This window comes from Heliorestis convoluta, assembly GCF_009649955.1.
Taxonomy (GTDB): Bacteria; Bacillota; Desulfitobacteriia; order Heliobacteriales; family Heliobacteriaceae; genus Heliorestis; species Heliorestis convoluta.
Map to the genome: position 1 here is coordinate 2052541 of NZ_CP045875.1, position 21315 is coordinate 2073855.

Genomic DNA, 21315 nt, shown 5'->3' on the forward strand with positions numbered 1-21315 from the left:
TTTGTTATGGTTACGGCGTCTGGTATATTTTTTATGAAGAAGGAGGGGTGTTATGGTAATACATGATAAGGTTAGCATTATACCTTTAGGTGGTCTCGGTGAAGTCGGAAAAAATATGACGGTAATCAAAGTAAATCAAGATTTACTTATCATAGATTGTGGTCTTATGTTCCCAGAAGATGAAATGTTGGGTATTGATGCTGTTATACCCGATATAACCTACCTGGTGGAAAACAAGAATTTTATTAAAGGAATCGTCTTAACCCATGGTCATGAAGATCACATTGGTGCTTTACCCTATATCTTAAAAGAATTACCCCTGCCAGTATTTGGAACGCCCTTGACCATAGCATTGGCCCAAAATAAACTAAAGGAACAAGCCATTCAAAGCAATGCTACATTTCATACGTTAAAACCTCGTGAAATCGCAAAGATTGGTTCTTTTCGCGTAGAACTGATTCGACTTTGTCACAGCATTCCTGATTCTACTGCTGTTGCGATTCATACGGCAGCAGGAACGGTTTTCTATACAGGTGACTTTAAGTTTGATCAGACACCTGTTGATGGACAATTATCGGACTACTATCGCCTTGCACAACTGGGCGAAAAAGGTGTCCTCGCCTTACTATCCGATTCAACCGGTGCGGAAAGAAGGGGCTTTACACCATCAGAAAGAGCTGTATACGGTAAATTAGAAGAAATATTTCGACTTTCCAAAGGTCGAATTATAATTACGACTTTCGCGACCAGCCTTTATCGCATTCAGCAATCTTTCTGGGTGGCTGCTATGTATAAGCGAAAAATAGCTATCGTCAGTAAGTCCATGAGAAGTGTGCTTGAAGTCGCTCAGCAGCAGGGATATCTGGACGTACCAGCAGGCCTTTTGGTTGATCCCGATCAATGGCATCAATGGCCCAATGAACAAATTGTTTTATTGACAACAGGCCATCAAGGAGAACCTTTATCAGCATTAACGCGTGGGACTCTTGGTGATGGTCGACTATCAAGTTATCAAAGAGGAGATACCGTCATTATCTCTTCGAGCCCCCATGCGGGTAACCAAAAATTAATTGGTCGCACCATTGATGCTTTGGCCCGACTGGGCGCAGATGTTTATCATGAATCAGCTTCCGTTCATATCTCAGGGCATGCCAGTCAAGAAGAATTAAAGATGATGTTGAACTTGATCAAGCCAAAGTATTTTATTCCTATTCAAGGTGAATATCGTATGCTTGTCTTGCATGCCAAACTAGCTAGAGAAGTGGCCGTACCAGAAGAAATATTTTTGTTTTAGAAAACGGACAAGTCTTAGAGATTTCCCAGCAAAAAGCAACGCGAGTTGCCAAAGTAACAGCCGGTCGAATCCTTGTTGATGGTCTCGGTGTGGGCGATGTAGGTAATATTGTTTTACGAGATCGGCGCCAACTGTCACAAGATGGTATTCTCATTGTTGTATTGACAATTAGCAAAGAGACAGGACAAGTTGTTGCAGGTCCAGATATGGTTTCTAGAGGTTTTGTCTATGTTAGAGAAGCGGAAGAACTTATGGAAGAAGCAAAAGGAAAAGTAAAGCAAGCCCTTGAAAAAACAGGAGAAGGAAAAGCAACAGAGTGGGCAGCAATAAAAACAAATGTGCGGGATGTGCTGTCAAAGTTTCTATACGAAAAAACGCGTCGTAGACCAATGATTCTGCCGATTATAATGGAAGTATAAGTCCTTCCAAAAGAGTAGAGACTATAAAAAAGTGTCTCTGAAGGAGGACTTTCAAGGATTATGGTCGAACAAAATTTTGAAACACAGACTCCGAACCAAGATGAAAAGGGTCAAAAATCGAAAGCCATAGAGCCAATCAAGGAACTAGGCGAAACATCTGTACCAGAAGCAAAAAGCAATATTCATTGCATCACAATTGTTGGTCAAGTCGAAGGACACATGATTTTACCACCACAAAACAAGACAACAAAATATGAGCATATTATTCCGCAACTTGTCGCCATTGAGCAGAACAAAGATATTGAAGGTGTGCTCATCATCTTAAATACCGTTGGTGGTGATGTGGAGGCAGGACTTGCCATCGCAGAAATGATTGTAAGCCTTTCTAAACCAACCGTATCTCTTGTCTTAGGCGGTGGACACTCCATTGGTGTGCCGATTGCTGTATCGGCCGACCACGCTATGATTGCTTCAACGGCTACGATGACCATTCATCCCATTCGATTAACAGGTTTGGTAATCGGTGTACCTGCAACTTTTGAATACTTAGAAAAGATGCAAGATCGAGTCGTAGCTTTCGTAACCTCTAATTCCTCGGTAACATCGGAGAAATTCAAAGAACTCATGTTTCGAACCGGCGAGTTAACAAGGGATATTGGAACAGTTGTTGTAGGAAGAGAAGCTGTAGAATATGGACTGATTGACTCTGTAGGCGGAATCTCAGAAGCAGTCAAAATACTAGACCAGTTAATTGAAGAGCGGAAAAAGAGCGGAGGGATGATTCAGTGATCATCTACACGCCTTTACCAGCAGAAATGGTCTTACAGGGCTTAGAACCAGATCTTCCTAAGATGTCCAACATCATTTATCAAGGAAGATCTGTGATGGGGTACAAACAGGAAGATGGTCATTATGAACTAGCTCGAATTATTAGTACTGATCCGCAAGATTTTTTAAATCCCGACTTTCAACCAGGAAGAAAGGTGCTTCCTGACTAAATGAGGGGTAAACAAAGTAGAGAGCCAGCCCAGGTGGGATGGCTTTCCTTTGTTCCGGTATACCTTTTGTAACAGTAGTAAGGTGATGGCATGGGTAATGTGTTTCAACAACTAAAAGAAGACCTAAAGTACGAGATAGTAGGGCTACTTATCCTAGCATTTGCAGTTTTTTCAATTATAAGCTTATTTACCGTATCAACAGACCCTCTATTTGTACCCTCTGCCGGCTCAGGGGCTGTTGGTCAATTTATTGTAGCTATGCTAAGCGTCGTAGCAGGAAATGGAAAAATACTAATTCCTCTTTTTCTCGCCTACGCAGGTGTCAAAGTGATGCTTGAGAGGGCGAGAGCTAATATTATTAATAAAAGAACGATTGCTTTTAGCATTGCTTATGTAATGTTATTGACCTTTTTACACCTTCAAATTTCCGGAGGATTATCAGATTGGCAGGCCGCTTTGCAAGGACAAGGCGGAGGAATTATTGGAGCCTCTGTCGTAATCATACTTAAGACGCTTTTTGGAACCTTAGGAACATATGTAGTCTTAACAACATTGATTCTTGCATCGATTCTTCTAGCATTTGATCTCTCCCTCGTTCGGATTATTAAAAAGATGCTCCTTAGAATTAATAAGAGCTTTCGTAATTCTAAAGGATCTTTAAGCAAATTTCTATTTACCGTCGTAGAGGAAGAAGAAAAGTTACCGAGAAATAGAAGTAAGAAGAAAAGCCGTCGAAAAACAATAGAGGAACAAGAAAAAAAAGAAGAGCACGAACCTGAAAAAAGCTTGATTATTATTGATCATAGGGATCAAGAAAAAGCTTGGCGTGAAGAAGCTACAGGCTTAACGAGTAGCATAACAGGGAGAAACGAACCAAAGAACACAGATGTAGAAGCTTACTCTTCAGAAGATACTTCGTGGCGTGAGCCGTTGCCTCTTTTCGATCATAGAGAAACGGAACAGTTAGCTTTAGGACTTCCTGATGAAAGTGATCTACTGCAAGATAAGATAGAAGAAAAGCAAGAAAAAAGACAAGAAGAGACTCTACGTACAGTGGATGTCCTTTCTGTAGAGAGAGAAGACAGGATTGAAGCAGCGCCTGCATACCAATTGCCACCCTTAACATTGTTAAACCGAGCATTGCGCTTAAAAAGTTCTCGCCTGAACCAGGATATTACAGAAAAGGTGCGCGTCTTAGAAGAAACACTGGAGAACTTTGGAGTGCGAGTTAAAGTTACACAAGTTAGTCGAGGCCCTTCAATTACTCGTTATGAGATTCAACCGGCACCGGGTATAAAAGTATCAAAAATTATGAATTTAGCCGATGATATTGCCCTTTCAATGGCTTCTGGATCGGTCCGAATCGAAGCTCCTATTCCTGGTAAAGCAGCTGTCGGTATTGAAGTACCTAACAAAGAGATTAGTCCAGTAACATTTCGAGAAGTATTGGAAGGTGGAGAATATCAACAATCTTCTTCGAAGCTAACCATAGCTCTCGGCAAAGATATTGCGGGCACTCCCATCGTATCAGAATTGAATCGAATGCCGCACTTGCTCATTGCCGGCGCTACAGGAGCTGGCAAGAGCGTCTGTATGAACAGCTTAATCTGTAGCATTCTTTTCAAAGCAAAGCCAACAGAAGTTAAGTTTCTGATGGTCGATCCCAAGATGGTAGAACTTACACAATATAATGGAATTCCTCATCTTATTGCCCCAGTTGTGACAGATGCCAAAAAAGCAGCAAGCACGCTTAAGTGGATCGTCAATGAGATGGAAAACCGTTATGAACTTTTTGCCAGTACGGGTGTAAAAGAAATTTCTCGATACAACCAGATGAAAGCTTTAGAAAATCCTGATTCTACGCAACCCGCTTTGCCCTATATCGTTGTATTGATTGATGAACTTGCAGACTTGATGATGGTAGCGGCTGTTGACGTAGAAGATGCCATTTGTCGATTGGCACAGATGGCAAGAGCAGCAGGGATTCACTTGGTTGTAGCTACGCAAAGACCTTCTGTTGACGTCATAACAGGAATTATTAAAGCCAACATTCCATCTAGAATTGCTTTTGCAGTTTCTTCTCAGACAGACTCGCGAACAATCTTGGATCAGGCTGGAGCGGAAAAGCTTTTAGGGCGTGGTGATATGCTTTTTAGCCCTGTCGGTGCGAACAAGCCAATGCGAGTACAAGGATGTTATGTATCAGACAAAGAAGTGGAAGATCTGGTAGAATACTTAAAAAAACAGGGCCTTCCTGAGTATCAGGAAGGTATCATAAAAGTACAAGAACAGCAAGAGTCGATAGTAGAAGAAGAAGATGAACTTTTTCTGCAAGCAGTGCAAGTTCTATTAGAAAATGGACAAGCATCCATATCGATGCTGCAACGGAGGTTGCGAATAGGCTACGCGAGAGCAGCTCGTTTAATCGATATGATGGAACAACAGGGGATTGTAGGTGGTTATGAAGGAAGCAAACCACGAGAAATATTAATTAGCAAAGCACAATTTGAATCACGATATGGCATTTCACAGAACAAGGTTACCTAGGCTAGGCTCACTGGGTAAGAAAGGGGGAAAAGATGAAAAAGTTGCGATTCATTCTAATAAAGTTTTTGGTATTATCTATCCTTTTATCAATACTTCTAATGGGCTGTAAAGATAGGGAAGCATTTGAGCAGATAGAGCCAGAATCACCGATGGTAAGCACCTTACCCAATCTACTGGGTGCAGTCATTGCCCCAGAAGATTCACCCTATGGCCAGTTTAACTCTGTTGTTCGAGAAGCCCTACAAAGGATTGGTCATAGGCAAGGCATGCAAGTTACCATTATTGAACCATCGGACTTTTTAGAAAAAGAAGATACCATCCACTATTTTGGGCAAAATGGAGCTTCTTATGTATTCATTATTGACCCTGCCTATGAGGAAGTGGTAAAAGCCTATGAGGAAGCCTATGTAGAAAGTTCTTTTGTTAAGTTTTATGAAATATTGCCGCCACCTCTTATAGAAATAGAGATTGAAGAGGAACCTAGTAGCCATCTCGCAGAGACTGTAGATGAAGACTCTTTCTCTGATAGAGAAGAGCCTGCAATAGATATTGAAGAGCAGATTGAAAGGATTATTAGTAGCTAATCCATAGATTTAATTAAGTAACTCTCAGCTTTTGACAGAGCCTTCAAAATAATGATATACTTCAATTAATGTCGAAGTAAGGCGAAAAAAGCATAGCCAGACAATTCCAAAATTAACTATGCTAAAATTGAGATAGGGAACAATAGATTCGGAAAGACTTGATATGCGCTTGGGAACTAATGAAATTACTTTAATTTTTATCATATCATTGAAAGGGGGCATCCTTTCATGAGCGCGATGAGATCAATCTTGAAAGAAACAAGAGAACGCAAAGGGATCTCGTTAGAGCAAGCAGAAAGAGATACAAATATTCGAAAACCATATTTGATAGGTCTAGAAGAAGGAGATTATGATCAGCTTCCGGGTCGTGTATACACAATTGGCTTTTTACGGTCTTATGGTAAATATCTTGGTCTTGATCCAGAACCTTTGATCCAGGAGTTTAAGCATAATAACACGACTGAACTTGCAGAGACCGTAGAAATAGAGTCTCATAGCAAAGAAACGGAAAAAACGGTAGAAGCAGAGAAAAGAAGCGTATCAAGAGTACAAATGATAGGCTACGGCCTGGCCGTTCTAACACTGGTTGGTTTATTTTACATTTCAACCCATTTGTCCAGTTCACCTGATATGAATGGTATATCTACAGAGAGAAGTGCTTCTGTTACAGGGGAACAAAATAACCAGATAAACGAAAGCCAGCAGGATGAACCTGCTGCTATTGTGCAGAATGCAAATGATGAAGAAGTACCTGTAGAAGAGGCGTCTGTAGTGCAAGAAGAAGGCGTCAATATTACAATTCATGTCCGGCAAGATCGCAGTTGGGTCGCAGTGACACAAGACGGGGTTCCTCAATATCAGGGGATTTTATACGCTGGTGAAACAATGACTTTCAAAGGAAAAGAAAAAGTTCTACTTCACGTTGGCAATGCTGGTGCTGTTGAGGTTATCTATAATGGTGAAAATCTCGGACCAATGGGCCGACTCAATGATGTAGAGAAGAAAGAATTTGTTCGTTCTTGATACCAAGGAGGCGGATGATGGTTGGCAAAGGACGCTAGTTTTGATATCGTTTCTCAAATAGATGAGCAAGAAGTAACAAATGCTATAAATCAAGCCGTTCGTGAAATGGAACAGCGTTTTGATTTTAAAGGAAGTAAAAGTAAAATCACCAAAGAAAAAGATAAAATTATCTTAATCTCTGATGATGAATTTAAGCTCAAAAACGTAGTTGACATTGTAGAAAGTAAAATGGTCAAGAGAGGCATATCTTTACGGGCCTTACAATACGGTAAAGTCGAAGATAGTGCCGGTAATACAGTAAAGCAACAAGTGGATCTTCAACAAGGTATTTCTAAAGAAAAAGCAAAAGAAATTATCAAGTTAATAAAAGATAGTAAAATCAAAGTTCAGGTTCAAGTACAAGACGACCAATTGCGTGTAAGCGGCAAAAAACGGGATGACTTACAAAATGTAATTTCCTTACTCAAAAGTGCCGATTTGGCTATAGAGCTACAATTTATTAACTTTCGATCGTAGAGATACTGGTAAAGTATAGATCAGGTAAAATACTCAATCGTAGCATCTGGAAAGATAGAGAGAATTTTAGCTTTTAGTTTTTCTTCTATTTCTTCTGCAACATCATCGGTATAGACATACTTTCCTCTACCGTATTTGCCGTATTTGTATTTACGCTTTTTTTCTTCGAGATCTAAGAGACTCTGGGGAAATCTCTCTAGTATCACTTTTTTTTGCTTTACTTGTGAAGCGATGCTGTATTAGTTCAAAAGAAAGCGGTACAGAAAAGGTCTTGACTTTATCAAGGCCTTTTTCTAATTCTTCAATGACTCGCCCATAGTCCTCGTACCAACCTGGGTATACCATAATAGGTGCAATAATAAAACCAAGAGGATAACCAGCTTTGGCTACTTTTACGGCTGCTTCTATTCTTTCCTGAACCGATGGTGTTCGATGCTCAAATTGCTGAACGACTTTATCGCTATTTAACGAAAAACGAAACCGACAGTGGCCATTATGCTCTAGGGGCAATAAAGAATCAACATAAGTAAACTTGGTGACAAAGCGCAAACGCCCCTGGGGCAATTGCCCAAAAAATGTGATGGTCCTAGCTAAGGAACCTGTTAAATGCTCGATGCTAAGAGGATCTCCTGAACTCGCTATTTCAAAAGTTGTGATTGAGGGACTTTGCTTATGGGTATAAGCGGCCGCTTCTTTCAGAAGTTCTTCAATGTTGACATAGACTCGTAAATAAGGGCGTTGCCCTAGTGTTGTTTGCAAATAACAGTATTCACAATGACCAGGACAACTCGTCATCAGAGGGAATTGATAATCGGCAGAGGGTCGGCAACTTTGGAAGCGCAGATCTTTTTTCAGACCAACAACAAGAGTTTTTTTTGCTTGGCTATACTTTTGCTGTGCCGTTTCTCCGGGTAAGCCTGTTACGCGGTTGTGTGCCGGAATCATTCGGTAGGGAATATTATTTTTCTGAGCGAAATCTTGTATATTTTGGCCTATGGGATACTCTAATGCTTCTTGTTCAAAAAGAATTCGACTGGGCATATACAGTTTCAATCTCAATGGGCTCCTTTCTAGAAGAAGCGTGGTTCGTGTATATTTTTTCTGAAATAAATTACATAGATAGAGATTAAAAGTAGGAAAGAGCTCTTAATAGTAGAGCTCTTTGGAAAAAATGGATTTATCTAATCTTGACCCTGAATATCATTGATGCCGTAGCGCCAAAAGTGGTTTTTCAGATGACCAATTGTTTTTGCGTTAACACCGAGCTCTTCAGCCATTTCGGTATCACTACGATCTTTGGCAATACCATCAATAAATTTGTCGAAATCAATACCCACTTCATGGGTCATATCGACTAAACTAGGACGTATGCCCCAAGGAGCACCACGAGTTGAGTATTGTGTTGTTTCAGGGGCACCTAGATCACGGGGTTTTACACCCTCTTTTGTAACGAATCCCTCTAGCTCAGAACGACCATCAAGAGCAACTCTTGTGGCAGATCCCAAATCTTCTGAAACAAACTTATCTGGCAACGGTCTTTGACTCATCCTTCCCCCTCCTTTGCTGGAAATCTGCTTCCAGGAGCGAATTTAGCGTAACTGCATAGAAGAGACCTATCCATAATCTTTCACTGCTTTTACGAGCTTATCCATCAGATTAGGGGATTTTTTTTACATCAATAATGTTTTTAAGAAAGGGCAAGATAATGTCACAAGAAATCTCAGAAGGGGTTGGTGACAGCAGCTTGCGCTTTGATACAATTATTATAGGAGCAGGACCGGCAGGGCTTTCTACATCCATTCAACTGGCTCGCTACAACTACTCTGTTTTAGTTTTTGATGGTGGTGACGGAAGAGCAGCCTGGGTCCCTAAATTCCATAATTACCTTGGTTTTCCTCAAGGTGTCTCTGGAAAAGACATCTTACGGTTGGGTCGTGAACAAGCTCAAAAGTACGGTGCTGAAATTGTTAAAAGTCAGGTCGTCAAAGTAGAAAAAAAGAGCAATGATGAATTTGTTGTTACCACTCGTAGTGCCGAATACCAAAGTAAGAGATTGGTATTCGCGACAGGTATGCAAGATATTCAGCCAGAAATAGCAAACCGATATGATTTTGCAGGACGATCCCTCTTCTATTGTTTAGATTGCAACAGTTACGAATTTACAGGACAGAAATCTGTTGTCTTAGGCCACAATGAAAAAACCATTGCGAATGCACTGGCTTTATTAGACTTTACGCATCAGATCTATATCGCTACAAACGGCCTAGAATTAGAAGGTATAGATAAATACAAAAGCCTTCTAGAAGAATACAATATAGATGTTATTACGGAGCCAATCGAACGATTTGTAGGACAAAAAGGTGTAAAAGGAAAACTAGAAGCAATAGAATTCAAAAACGGTGAAAACAGAGCTACAGAAATGGCCTTATCTACCTATGGTCATCATGTCAATAATGAACTAGCCCAAAGTCTAAATATTGCCATGAACGAGAGTGGTCATATCGAAGTTGGTAAATTCATGGAAACCAATATTGAGAATATTTACGCCGTTGGTGATATTGTCAATCGTACGCAGATGCTGGTATTGGCAGTTAGCGAAGGCATAAAAGCAGGCTTGGCCATTCATCGCTCCTTACAAACAGAAAGAAAAGCGACTCCGTGAAACAGCGTATTTAGTTACGCTGTTTCGCTTTTTTAGCCTCATTACTTCATATGTAAAAAAAAATAAAATATTCGGAAAAAAGACTTTTCATTCAAGGAATTATATCTTATAATGATAACTACATAAAAAGACGTAGATTTGTCTAACAATTCTCAAAATTCTTTGAACGAGACAGGGAAAGGGGAAGAGGAGATATGAAAATCGAGAAAATCAGTCAGGAACGATTGCAGCTCCTTGTCTCAGCCGGTGATCTTGCCAGTTATGGAATCGACATCAAAGATCTCTGGCAAAACACACCAGGGGCCCAGAAGTTTTTTTCATCTATCATTAAGCAACTTCTTGATAAGAATGACCTGAGAATTCAGAATCAGAGACAAGCAAGCTTTACTGTAGAAGCCATCGGCTTAATACCAGAAGGTGTTATTGTCATTCTTCATCCCTGTGAATACAGTGAATATCAAGCCAATCAAGACATAGAAGAAAGAGCCTCTAACGTAGACGATGATAGAGAACTCTGCTATACTTTTAATAACTTTGAAGATCTTTACGAGCTATGTACTCGTCTTATAAACATAGGTCAAAAGGAAGGTTCCATCTATCACATGGACGGTCATTTCTATTTCTTGTTCGAATCCGAAAAATCATCGTCACAGCTTCTGGCCTTGCTTAGCGAATATGGGGAGAAGAGCGGGAAGAAAGCTTGTTTCTTAAAAGAACATGGAAAGGTACTAGAAGCACTAGAAGGACCTCGCTTTATCAGCCAACTATTTGAAGCATGATGAAGAAGTAAAATAAATTACCAAAATTTTAATTTTACCCCTTGTCAAGGTAAGCTAGAGTCATATATAATATCATCAGGAAAAAGAACTGGTCACATTGCAGTGACCAATAACTAAGGCAAAGACGCCTTCACAATCTCCTTTTAGAGGGATGTGAAGGTGTTTTTTATTGAAAAATATTATTTAAGGGGGTTTTTTACAATGGGTCTCACCAAAGAAGATGTTCTTCGTTTATCGCGTGAAATGGATGTTAAGTTTATTCGGTTACAGTTTACGGATATCTTTGGCGTCCTAAAAAATCTAGCCATTCCTGTAGAGCAATTGGAAAAAGCTCTTGATGGCGAGCTAATGTTTGATGGTTCATCAATTGATGGTTTTGTACGTATCGAAGAATCAGACATGTATCTTCGTCCCGATCCCAACACATTTGTCGTTTTTCCCTGGCGTCCTCAGGATGGTGCTGTAGCTCGTCTTATTTGTGACGTCTATACACCTGATGGGAATCCTTTTATTGGCGATCCTCGCAATGTACTTAAAAACGTTTTAGCAGAAGCGTCTGAGATGGGATACACTATGAATGTAGGTCCAGAGCTAGAGTTTTTCCTTTTCTTAACAGATAGCGAAGGCAAAGCTACTACTAAAACACATGATAAAGCAGGCTACTTCGACTTAACGCCTGTAGACCTCGGGGAAAACGCACGTCGTGATATGGTTCTTACTTTAGAGCGTATGGGCTTTGAGATCGAAGCGTCGCACCATGAAGTCGCAGCAGGTCAACACGAGATTGACTTTAAGTATTCCGATGCTCTAGATGTAGCAGACAAAATTGTTACTTTCAAGTTTGTCGTACGTACCATTGCGCAGCGACATGGCCTCCACGCCACGTTTATGCCAAAGCCAATTTTCGGGATTAACGGATCTGGCATGCATACCAATATGTCCCTCTTCAAAGATGGGGAGAACGCCTTCTACGATCCTTCTACACCGGATCAATTAAGTGAAACAGCAAAATATTACATCGGTGGATTACTCAAGCATGTACGCTCTTTTGCTGCCGTAACCAATCCCACTGTTAACTCCTATAAGCGTCTTGTTCCTGGTTACGAAGCGCCTTGCTACGTAGCTTGGTCCTGCCGCAACCGCAGTCCTTTGATTCGCATCCCTGCGAAAAGAGGCAATTCTACAAGGGTAGAACTGCGCAGTCCCGACCCATCTTGCAACCCCTACCTATCCTTAGCTGTTTGCCTCAAAGCAGGCTTAGACGGCATCAAAAACAAAATTACTCCACCACCATCGGTAGATGAAAATATTTATCACATGAGCTTAGGCCGTCGTAATGAACTGGGCATTTCCAGCCTACCTGCGAACCTCTGCGAAGCTGTTGACGAGCTAGAAAAGAACGAAGTTATTAAAGCAGCTTTAGGACCTCATGTATCAGAAAGATTTGTAGAAGCAAAGCGTGATGAGTGGGATTCCTTCCGCATCACAGTACATCCATGGGAAGTTGAAGAATATCTAACCAAGTATTAATATCATAACTTGTAGTACAAAAGCGCATCCTTTCCAATATTAATTGGAAAGGATGCGCTTTTCCTTTTTTGATGTTTTCTTTATATTTTAGAGAAAAGGCTCATTATTAAATTATTTTTTCTTTTAAAAATTCACCAAAAGATGCTACTATATTTGTAGAAAAAGATTAAACTATGCTATTGTATATCACAATGTACATGTTATATAGTATCTAGCATAGAATAATCTAATTATTCTGGTTCCAATTCCTACATTTTCTTGCTTTGATTCGAGCAACGTTTTATAATGGCTAGGGAACCTTACATAAAGAGGTGACAGACCATGGAGAACAAAAAAGAGATGAATCCAAAAGTCATTCTGGGAATTGCCATGTTTTTCCTATTTTTTCTATCTGCAGGAATAACATATGGTCTCCTTGATAAAAACTACGGTATTACTGTCGATGAAAGCCAAGCAGAAGACCTAGACGAAAGAGCAAATGATGCAGCCATTTTGAAGAAAGACCGTATCAATGTATTGTTACTTGCTCTTGATGCAAGACCGGGTGAAGACGAAGAAGCTCGCACGGACTCTATTATCTTTGCCAGTATAGATAGAAATGAAAAGATTGTTTCCATTATGTCCATACCAAGAGATACGAGGGTACAGCTCAAAGGGCATGGCCAGGATAAAATTAACAATGCCCATGTCTATGGTGGTGTAGAGCTGGTTCAAAAAACGGTAGAAGATTTACTTGGCGTCACCATTGACTATCATGTAAAGACAAACTTTGAAGGTTTTCGTGATATAATCGACACATTGGGCGGCGTTGAAATCGATGTAGAGCGTAGAATGTATTACTACCAAGGTGATCCTTATGACCGCATTGATCTCCAAAAAGGCTTTCAAAGGCTAAATGGTGACAAAGCATTACAGTATGTAAGATTCCGTTCTGATGCCCTTGGTGATATCAGTCGGACGCAGAGGCAACAGAACTTCTTACAGGCTCTGGCTAAAGAAATGATGCAAATGAATACCCTTTGGAAAATACCGACTTTGATTCCTCAGATCTCCAAAGCAATAGAGACTAACATGGGTCTTAGTGATATGTTAGCCTTAGCGTTGACAGCCAAAGACTGGCAAACTGTTGAAATTGTTTCCCATACCTTACCGGGTAACTTTTTAGACTTAAACGGCATCAGCTATTGGCAAGTCGATCCTGCTGTGGCCAAAAGAGCAACAAGAGACTTATTAAATGGTGAAGTTAATACCTCCGTAGTAGAAGGTCGAACGATTGTCTTAAATGATCGCCCTGTTAAAATAACTACAACCGAAGACAATGCAATGGTTGTAGATGAAGAAGATAAAATAGAAGAGAAAGACAACAATCGTGATATAGATTTGAAGCCAACAGCACCAACTTCACCGAATAAACCAACAAGACCAACGGTGCCAATGCAACCAGATTCTTCACAGACGAAAGAACCAAAAGAACCGATAGAGCCGAAGAAAGAAGAGAAGTCTACTCAAAAAGAGGATCCTACAATATCGGTTCCAATTATTGATAGAGCGCCGGCTGTGCCTTCTGGTGTAGAACCTTTGTACCCTGCAACGCCCACTGATCACTCAATCCAATATCATAGTGGCATTGATGAAAATATTTAGGAGGTAACACTTGTGGACTCTATGATTCGTGATATCCAGTTAGCACCTTCGGGCCAGTTAAAAATTGATTGGGTAGAACAGCATATGCCCATTCTTAGCCAATTAAAAAGAGAATTTTCCGAGCGGAAACCTCTAGCTGGTAAAAAAGCCGTTATATGTCTTCACCTAGAAGCTAAGACCGCTTATCTTGCTCTTACAGTACAAGCTGCAGGCGCTGAAGTAGCAGTGTGTGCTTCTAATCCTCTGTCAACGCAAGATGATGTGGTCGCGGCTCTTGTGCAAAATGGTGTAACAGCTTTTGCTCGATATGGAGCCAGTGATGAAGAATATAAGCTTCATTTGAACAAAGCTTTAGACTTTGATCCCGACATCTTAATTGATGATGGTGGCGATCTGGTATCACTTCTTCATTCAGAAAGAAAAGAACAAGCTCAAAAAATTATCGGCGGTGCTGAAGAAACAACAACAGGAATTTTGCGTCTTCGTGCTCTTGCTCGCGAAGGTCTTCTGCAATTCCCTATGATGGCTGTAAATGATGCACAGATGAAATATCTCTTTGATAATCGCTATGGCACAGGCCAATCCGTTTGGGACGCCATAATGAGAACAACCAACCTCGTTGTCTGTGGCAAAGTGGTTGTTGTAGGTGGTTATGGCTGGTGTGGCAAAGGTGTAGCAGCTCGAGCGAGTGGTTTAAATGCGAGAGTCGTTGTTACGGAAATTGATCCTATCAAAGCCAACGAAGCTTTAATGGATGGCTATGAGGTCATGCCCATGATCGAAGCGGCCAAAATTGGAGATATCTTTATCACTGTCACGGGCAACCGCGATATTGTACGCAAAGAACATTTTGAAGTGATTAAAGACAAAGCCATTTTATCGAATGCAGGTCACTTTGACGTAGAAGTTAATAAAGAAGATTTGAAAGAACTGTCTACGTCTGTCAAAGTAGTTCGTAATAATATTGAAGAATATACCTTTGCTGATGGTCGGAAAGTCTATCTTTTAGGTGAAGGTCGCTTGGTCAACTTAGCAGCAGGAGATGGCCACCCTGCTGAAGTTATGGATTTAACGTTTGCTTTACAAGCTCTTTCCCTTGAATACCTTATCAACGAACGGGATAACTTACGTGCGGAAGTTTATTCTGTACCCGAAGAAATCGATCGCAAAGTCGCTACGTTGCGCTTAGGTGCTTTAGGCATTGAAGTTGACGAGTTAACAGAAAAACAAAAGCAATACTTAAGCAGCTGGCAGGAATAGCGCAGTCGCTTTCATAAAAAAGGCCGTCTCAAGACGGCCTTTCCCACTATCACTAGGAAGGAAAGCAGACACAAAGAATTAGATCGAAAACAACGGATGAAAAAAATGAAAAAAAAAGAATTATGGCGTAAAAAAGAATATCCTTTACTAACTTTTCAATCAACGCAAGAAGCAATGGCTGCAGAAAAGCTTTTTGAACAAGAAAGTATAGTCTGCCTGATTGTGCCGACACCTCGTGAGCTCAGTGAAGGTTGTGGACTTTCTTTACGAATCGATGGTCAGTCTATTCCTAAGGCGATGGAAAAGATAAATGCAAGGAGAATGAATGTAGCTATATTTCTTTGGGAAAAATCTCAAAGGACATGGAAAAAATGGACCCTTGAAGAATCGAAAGGATACCTTTTAACCACTCAAGAATAATGTTAAAATACTTTATATATCGTTGGCTTATCTGCCATGGAAGTGTAAACCACGGAGGTTACGAGATGAATCATAAGGTGGTCATTCCTAACGCTTTTACTTTGGCCAATTTATTATTAGGGATTTTATCCCTTGTCTACACCATGGATGGAAACTTTCGTTTGGCCGCCGTCATGATTCTTTTATCCATGGTATTAGATGGTATGGACGGAAAAGTAGCACGAAAGCTTGATGTTGCATCTCCTTTTGGAAAAGAACTAGATTCTTTATCCGATCTAGTGTCATTTGGCGTTGCTCCTGCAATTTTAGTTTATGCCGCTCAGATGTATGAACCCTATGGTATCGTTGGACTGATCATTGCTTTAATATTTGCCTTATGTGGTGCTGTTCGACTTGCTCGGTTTAATATATTAAATATTAGCACTCACTTTTTGGGAATTCCGATTACAGTAGCTGGGCCACTTATGGCTATCTTTACACTGGTTAGTGATCACTTGCCAACGCTTTTCTTCCCCGTATCTATGCTACTACTAGCCGGTTTCATGATTTCTAACATTAAAATTCCAAAAATATGAAAAATATGATATTATAAAAAAGAAACCCCTTTAAGGGGTTTCTTTTTCAACAAAGATAAAAGGCTAGAAGTAGAGCCATGTCTTTTGTAACTTCTCTAGAGACACAAGAAGAGGAAGTCCTCTTCGCTGGTTAGGCTAGCCAATAAGGGACCATCTTACTGGCAGGGAACTTCCTCACACCTAGTATAACCATCATAAGGTCTCCTATACATTGGAGGTGAGATTCTTGCAAATTCCTTTCTGTGAAAACTGCGGAATCAAAAATACGCAGGGAGCTGTATGCGGACATTGTGACACCATGTATTGTTATGACTGCATCGATAAGAAGCAGATTAACATGAGGGTCTGCAAAGACTGTGGAAGATTTATTTGTGCTGCCTGTAGAACAGGGATGGATCGGTGTACGCAAGTTCCAACAGGTATAGAGAGATAAATTGGGACAAAAGAAAAAGGCAAGCAATAATTGCTAAAAAAGGGCATAGTTGTCAAGATGGAGACATAGACATTACTACCTCAAAACAGGGAGGTATCATGTCATGTTTGACATCTTGGCTTTTTTTTTCTGTGCTTACGGAATTGGGATGCTACCCCTTAGCTACTGGTATGGCAAATATCGTTATAATCAAGAAATTGAAGACTATGGACCGGGTTCTATAGGCCCCATAAAGCTTTTACGGATAGTAGGACCCCAAGGAATGATAATCGCAGGCACGGCCGAAGGGGCTAAAGGATTTCTCGTTGCTTTTATTGGATATTTACTACATATAGAAGCGCTATACCTTTGGTGTGCTCTTTTACTCCTCATGATTGGACATGGCTGGTCACCACTGTTACAGGGTCGAGGAGGAAATAGTTGGCTCCCTTTTAGCGGATATCTATTTCTTATAGAGCCTTCACTGGCTCAACTATCTCTTGCATTAGCCCTATCTATCTTACTTCTTACGCGCTTACCTAGCCTGGGAGCCACTATTTCAGTCTTCTTAACAAGTCTAATTGTACCTTTTTGGTCTATTGGACTGGAGCTTATACTCATCTTATGGATAGCCACAATGATTTTGCTTTTGCAAAATTGGCTCGTCTACAATCACCGACTTGACAGTTCAAAAATATAATGGGATGGATACAAAAGGTAGCGTGATAAGAAAGGGTGAAAGTTGATGAAAATTTATTTCATTAAATTACCAAATTTTTTGCGGTCACTACTATTGAAAGTTTGGCGTTAAAAAAAGAAAAGATAAGAAATAAAGCCAACGGGAAAGGAGTAAGTAAAGACCCGTTGGCTTTTTATTCGCAACTATGCTATCATATGGTACAAGAAAGATTTACTTTTTCAAAGCTACACCTACAACACCACCAGACATGCCGCCTAAGAGAGCGTAGGCTATTTTTTTCCACCACTCTGTTACGGGAAAAGTTACTTCTGGGAGGAAATATCCTACCAGGGATGTAATCAGGAAGAAAGCTAGGCCAGCTAAAGAACCGTATATTAGACCTCTAGACCCAGCTCGGCGAGCTGTAACCAATCCTGCCCAGAACGCAGAAAGGGCAAAAGCTCCCTGTACAAAAGGAGCTACGTATAACTCCGATAGAGTTGTGAAGAAAATTGTTGTCACAATAATAAGAGACAATAGCAGTGACAAAACCAAAGCCTGCCCCGTTCCTACTACCAAGGGCATTACAGAAACCGTCTTTTTTTCGCTTTTTTCTTCCATTTCATTCCCACCTCCTTGCCTACACTTTATTCACCAAAGTATTTCTTTAGGACGAGATTTCTCTATAGGACGGTGAGGTTCTATGTTACATAGCAGGGCTAATAAAGTTGTAGCCCTCTTCTATGCATTTATTTTATGTATCGCTTTTTTTCTATCTTCGAATCATGCACCGTCATCACTTTTTCTTGATACAGCTTCAGCAACGCAAGAGGCTTATGAAGACAGATGAAAAGATAAACCTCAATGACGAGGTTTGACACGATTTATCTGCAAAACGTATAATATGGTAGATAATAAATATTTATTGACAGGGGGCGGCCCCAACATGGATCGATTCCAGGACATATGTGCCAAGATTCACAAAAAAGAATACAAGCTCACACCACAGAGACAAATCATTCTACGGGCTCTGCTGGCCAACGATGAAGAGCATTTAAGTGCAGAGGATGTTTATGGTATTGTAAAGCAGAAACATCCTGAAATTGGATTGGCTACAGTATACCGTACTTTAGAACTACTTGCTGAGCTCGACGTACTATTGAAAATGGACTTTGGTGATGGAAGATTGCGCTATGAATTTGCTGACCTTGATGGCACTCATCATCATCACCACTTGATCTGTAACAACTGTGGCAAAGTCCAGGAATTTGAAGACGACTTGTTAGAGGGGCTAGAACAAACAATCCAAAAGAATAGCAATTTTAAAATTCTTGATCACCAATTAAAATTTTTTGGCCTTTGCGCAGAATGTCAAAAAGAAGCCAAGGACTAAACCCTTGGCTTCTTTTTCTTATAACTCTTTTTTTGAGAGACCGTCTTTCATGACTTTAAGAAAAAATTGACTTAACTCTTCTTCACTCGAAAAGCCATCTATGGAAGGATAGGCTTCCATAGCCGCATCAAGTAGAGCACGAAGAACAGCTTCTCTTTCCATAAAAACTTTCGCTTCTCGATAGGGTGTATGGGCGATCTCTTTTAGCCATTGAACTTGTTCTTCATAGAGCGTTGTTGTTAAGCGAACTCTAGCGCCTCTAGTTTTTTTTTGCTTTTTTTACTGGAGGTACTATTGGAGGGTCCTTTTTCTTCTTGTCCGGGCTTGTTATCGCAACTTGAGGGATTGCACTTGCTTTCGGATTATCTGATTGTGCTTCAGCTTTGAATTCTTCTTTCGCTAAAGACCATTGTTGTCGAGCCAACCGCTCAATTTCAGGCTCTTTTTTTATTTGCTTGCTATTTTCTGATATAGATCTAGAGAACCAGCGTATAGCAACATCGTAATTTCCCACTTGACGATGAAGTTCACCGATTAAATAAGACAAAGCAGTACTCGTCATTTTTCCAACACAATGTTCTGATTCATAGGCTTTCTCATACAAAGGAATTGCTTCTTTAATATAAAAATAAACCATTGCCTCATCGTCCATCTCACGAGCTATCCAGGCGCTTTTTAAGCATAGAGAAGCTATGACGCTAGCGGGCTCTAAGCATAGCTGTGCAGTCTGTATGGCAAGCTCATAAGAACGCAATACAACAGGCAATGAACGAAGACCTTGAAAGGAAGGCTCTTTCTTACGAAGGGTAACTAGAGCCCGGGTCAACTTTCTAGGATCACCACCAGGGCTATCGAAAGAATTATCCTGCGCCGCATAAGAACAACTGGGGCAGACAAAAATCTGATAATGAAGAGGATTCACGCCTTCATAAAGTAACATAAAGTCAGCCTTACGCTCTTTAACACGAATATAAGAGCTACGCACTCTGGTAACAAAGAAAATCTGGCTGCAGATGGGGCAAGTTTTTTCTTTGGTAAAAAAGGCATTATCTAGAGACATAAAGGATACACTCCTTACGTTGATTTTCTCTTTCAACGTGATACAATGAAGCAATGGTAGTTAGGAACTAGCCTGTAAAAAGGAGGAAGATATAGTGGTCCAGCAGCGATTCATAGAAGACAGTATAAGATACGATGGAAGTCAATTATCTTCCCTATGGGCATACCGTTCTTATGGAATACAAGGCGATAGTATCGTATCTTTCTGTGGGCCTTGTCAAGTTAGTTTTGATAAAATGGTTGATCTCGAAGATGTTATCCAGGGAGAAACAATTTATAGCCAAGGTATGTTACACTTTATTATAGAACATTTTGAACTTGATTTGGAGAAAACTGTTCTACGACAGCGCTTGTTCATGACAATAATTAAAGAAGAAATCGAAAGCAAGGGTCAGTACCGATTACAAAGAAAGGGTGACGATTTATACTGGATTGATAATGAACAACAGAAACGGCAGAAGCTTTCTGTGTCTATTGCTACTCTTTCGCCCGTTTCTACAATGATTCATACAGGCCTTAATCTTCAAACAGAAGGCACACCAGTACCTACCGTTGCGCTTGCTCAAATTGGAGTAAAAGATCCCGAAGAATTTGCTCGTCGAATTATGGAAAAATACAGTGCAGAAATGAAAGATATCTATGCGGCTCGATGTAAAGTTCGAGGAGTTGAATAACCTATTGATGGAAGCAAATGCCCCCATTGTTGAAATTATGGAATCAGTACAAGGAGAAGGCCCTTATGTAGGGTGTCGGCAAATTTTTATCCGATTTGCTGGTTGTAACCTCAATTGTAGTTATTGTGATACCATAGGAAGTAAAGAAGCAGATCTACAGCTTTGTCGCATAGAAGAGCCTTGGGGAAGTCAACGGTTTCAGTATTGCTCCAATCCGATTACAGTTAGCGAGATTATTACAAAACTTCATAAAAGGTCTCAAAATATTCACTCTTTAAGTCTCACCGGCGGTGAACCGCTACTTTCTGCCAATTTTATCATAGAATTGGCACAAGCTTGGGGTTCAAACCGACCTCCTTTTTACTTGGAAACCAATGGCACCCTTGTTACAGCCATGGAAAAAGTGCATCACTGCATAGACTATGTAAGTATGGATATTAAGTTACCGACCCTTACGGGACATTGTTGCTGGGAAGAACATGGGCAGTTTCTTGAATGCATTCACAATAAGAAAGGGTATGTAAAAGTGGTCGTAGGTCAAGAAACAACAATGGAAGAAATATCCATAGCCAGTTCATTGATTCAGCAGAAAGCACCAACTTTTCCGTTAGTACTTCAGCCGATTAGTGACAGCTTAGGAAAAACAAATTTATCAGCGCAACAATTATATCAGTATCAATCTTGGGCTTTACAAGAACATGACGATGTACGTATTGTGCCACAGATACATCGGCTTTTATCGTTTTTATAAGCTAGCATCTTGAGCAGAGAAGCCACAAATCAACACAGTTTCCTTTATAAAGTCAATTTAGAGATGAATAGAAAGTATATTCAAAAAAAGGAGTGC

Annotated in this window: 23 protein-coding genes and 1 pseudogene; 18 read left to right on the top strand and 6 right to left on the bottom strand. The window is 40.3% G+C overall.

The window, feature by feature from the left end; all coding sequences use genetic code 11:
• Positions 1 to 52 precede the first annotated feature (52 nt).
• The 7 genes and pseudogenes from FTV88_RS09855 (at position 53) to FTV88_RS09885 (ending at position 7381) form a co-directional block, all read left to right on the top strand.
• Positions 53 to 1713: pseudogene (locus FTV88_RS09855) on the top strand (ribonuclease J).
• A 60-nt stretch (positions 1714 to 1773) separates the two neighbouring features.
• A complete protein-coding gene (locus tag FTV88_RS09860) occupies positions 1774 to 2502 on the top strand; it encodes a ClpP family protease (protein WP_153725473.1) in 729 nt (242 codons plus the stop codon).
• Positions 2499 to 2711, top strand: coding sequence for a YlzJ-like family protein (locus FTV88_RS09865; protein WP_153725474.1), 213 nt, complete (start codon positions 2499 to 2501; stop codon positions 2709 to 2711). Before FTV88_RS09860 ends, FTV88_RS09865 begins: the two co-directional genes overlap by 4 nt.
• A 90-nt stretch (positions 2712 to 2801) precedes the next feature.
• The gene (locus tag FTV88_RS09870) at positions 2802 to 5258 is read left to right on the top strand and encodes an FtsK/SpoIIIE family DNA translocase (RefSeq protein WP_153725475.1); all 2457 of its coding nucleotides are present in this window, start codon (positions 2802 to 2804) and stop codon (positions 5256 to 5258) included.
• A 32-nt stretch (positions 5259 to 5290) separates the two neighbouring features.
• Positions 5291 to 5842 (top strand): hypothetical protein, encoded by a 552-nt coding sequence (locus FTV88_RS09875; protein ID WP_162007986.1) that lies wholly within the window; start codon positions 5291 to 5293, stop codon positions 5840 to 5842.
• 228 nt (positions 5843 to 6070) lie between these two features.
• Complete coding sequence (locus FTV88_RS09880; RefSeq protein WP_153725477.1) at positions 6071 to 6865, top strand: helix-turn-helix domain-containing protein; 795 nt, start codon at positions 6071 to 6073, stop codon at positions 6863 to 6865.
• A 21-nt stretch (positions 6866 to 6886) separates the two neighbouring features.
• Entirely contained in the window at positions 6887 to 7381 is a 495-nt protein-coding gene (locus FTV88_RS09885) for a YajQ family cyclic di-GMP-binding protein (protein WP_153725478.1), read from the top strand.
• Positions 7382 to 7401: 20 nt separating this feature from the next.
• On the opposite strand, the gene FTV88_RS16165 is transcribed toward FTV88_RS09885, so the two are convergent.
• The 3 genes from FTV88_RS16165 to FTV88_RS15895 form a co-directional block, all read right to left on the bottom strand.
• The gene (locus FTV88_RS16165) at positions 7402 to 7587 is read right to left on the bottom strand and encodes a spore photoproduct lyase family protein (protein WP_368277271.1); all 186 of its coding nucleotides are present in this window, start codon (positions 7585 to 7587) and stop codon (positions 7402 to 7404) included.
• The gene (gene splB, locus FTV88_RS09890) at positions 7532 to 8434 is read right to left on the bottom strand and encodes a spore photoproduct lyase (protein ID WP_243137082.1); all 903 of its coding nucleotides are present in this window, start codon (positions 8432 to 8434) and stop codon (positions 7532 to 7534) included. The genes FTV88_RS16165 and splB overlap by 56 nt, the downstream gene beginning before the upstream one ends.
• A gap of 128 nt (positions 8435 to 8562) precedes the next feature.
• A complete protein-coding gene (locus FTV88_RS15895; RefSeq protein ID WP_243137083.1) occupies positions 8563 to 8928 on the bottom strand; it encodes a hypothetical protein in 366 nt (121 codons plus the stop codon).
• 158 nt (positions 8929 to 9086) lie between these two features.
• On the opposite strand from FTV88_RS15895, the gene FTV88_RS09900 reads away from it, so the two are divergent.
• The 8 genes from FTV88_RS09900 to FTV88_RS09935 all read left to right on the top strand — a co-directional run bounded on the left by FTV88_RS09900 (position 9087) and on the right by FTV88_RS09935 (position 17363).
• On the top strand, positions 9087 to 10043 hold the full coding sequence (locus tag FTV88_RS09900) for an NAD(P)/FAD-dependent oxidoreductase (RefSeq protein WP_162007987.1): 957 nt from the start codon (positions 9087 to 9089) through the stop codon (positions 10041 to 10043).
• A gap of 194 nt (positions 10044 to 10237) precedes the next feature.
• Positions 10238 to 10822 (top strand): adaptor protein MecA, encoded by a 585-nt coding sequence (locus FTV88_RS09905; RefSeq protein WP_153725480.1) that lies wholly within the window; start codon positions 10238 to 10240, stop codon positions 10820 to 10822.
• A gap of 201 nt (positions 10823 to 11023) precedes the next feature.
• Positions 11024 to 12352, top strand: a complete 1329-nt coding sequence (gene glnA, locus FTV88_RS09910; protein WP_153725481.1) for a type I glutamate--ammonia ligase — start codon at positions 11024 to 11026, stop codon at positions 12350 to 12352.
• Between the two features lie 321 nt (positions 12353 to 12673).
• Entirely contained in the window at positions 12674 to 13996 is a 1323-nt protein-coding gene (locus tag FTV88_RS09915; RefSeq protein ID WP_243137084.1) for an LCP family protein, read from the top strand.
• Positions 13997 to 14017: 21 nt separating this feature from the next.
• Entirely contained in the window at positions 14018 to 15256 is a 1239-nt protein-coding gene (locus tag FTV88_RS09920; RefSeq protein WP_153726610.1) for an adenosylhomocysteinase, read from the top strand.
• Between the two features lie 105 nt (positions 15257 to 15361).
• The gene (locus FTV88_RS09925) at positions 15362 to 15676 is read left to right on the top strand and encodes a putative Se/S carrier protein (protein ID WP_162007988.1); all 315 of its coding nucleotides are present in this window, start codon (positions 15362 to 15364) and stop codon (positions 15674 to 15676) included.
• A 65-nt stretch (positions 15677 to 15741) separates the two neighbouring features.
• On the top strand, positions 15742 to 16251 hold the full coding sequence (gene pssA, locus FTV88_RS09930) for a CDP-diacylglycerol--serine O-phosphatidyltransferase (protein WP_153725483.1): 510 nt from the start codon (positions 15742 to 15744) through the stop codon (positions 16249 to 16251).
• Positions 16252 to 16787: 536 nt separating this feature from the next.
• Entirely contained in the window at positions 16788 to 17363 is a 576-nt protein-coding gene (locus FTV88_RS09935; protein ID WP_153725484.1) for a glycerol-3-phosphate acyltransferase, read from the top strand.
• A 210-nt stretch (positions 17364 to 17573) separates the two neighbouring features.
• On the opposite strand, the gene FTV88_RS09940 is transcribed toward FTV88_RS09935, so the two are convergent.
• Positions 17574 to 17963: a TIGR04086 family membrane protein gene (locus tag FTV88_RS09940; RefSeq protein ID WP_153725485.1), complete on the bottom strand. Its 390-nt coding sequence runs from the start codon at positions 17961 to 17963 to the stop codon at positions 17574 to 17576.
• Positions 17964 to 18288: 325 nt separating this feature from the next.
• Between FTV88_RS09940 and FTV88_RS09945 the strand changes: the two genes are divergently transcribed.
• Positions 18289 to 18735: a Fur family transcriptional regulator gene (locus FTV88_RS09945; RefSeq protein ID WP_153725486.1), complete on the top strand. Its 447-nt coding sequence runs from the start codon at positions 18289 to 18291 to the stop codon at positions 18733 to 18735.
• An 18-nt stretch (positions 18736 to 18753) separates the two neighbouring features.
• On the opposite strand, the gene FTV88_RS09950 is transcribed toward FTV88_RS09945, so the two are convergent.
• Positions 18754 to 18897: a hypothetical protein gene (locus FTV88_RS09950; protein WP_153725487.1), complete on the bottom strand. Its 144-nt coding sequence runs from the start codon at positions 18895 to 18897 to the stop codon at positions 18754 to 18756.
• A gap of 97 nt (positions 18898 to 18994) precedes the next feature.
• Positions 18995 to 19795 (bottom strand): DUF2225 domain-containing protein, encoded by an 801-nt coding sequence (locus FTV88_RS09955; RefSeq protein WP_153725488.1) that lies wholly within the window; start codon positions 19793 to 19795, stop codon positions 18995 to 18997.
• A 94-nt stretch (positions 19796 to 19889) separates the two neighbouring features.
• Here FTV88_RS09955 and FTV88_RS09960 point away from each other — a divergent pair, with 94 nt between their 5' ends.
• Both FTV88_RS09960 and FTV88_RS09965 read left to right on the top strand, forming a co-directional pair.
• Complete coding sequence (locus tag FTV88_RS09960) at positions 19890 to 20468, top strand: DUF366 family protein (protein ID WP_153725489.1); 579 nt, start codon at positions 19890 to 19892, stop codon at positions 20466 to 20468.
• A gap of 7 nt (positions 20469 to 20475) precedes the next feature.
• Positions 20476 to 21219 (top strand): 7-carboxy-7-deazaguanine synthase QueE, encoded by a 744-nt coding sequence (locus FTV88_RS09965; RefSeq protein WP_243137508.1) that lies wholly within the window; start codon positions 20476 to 20478, stop codon positions 21217 to 21219.
• Positions 21220 to 21315: the final 96 nt, after the last annotated feature.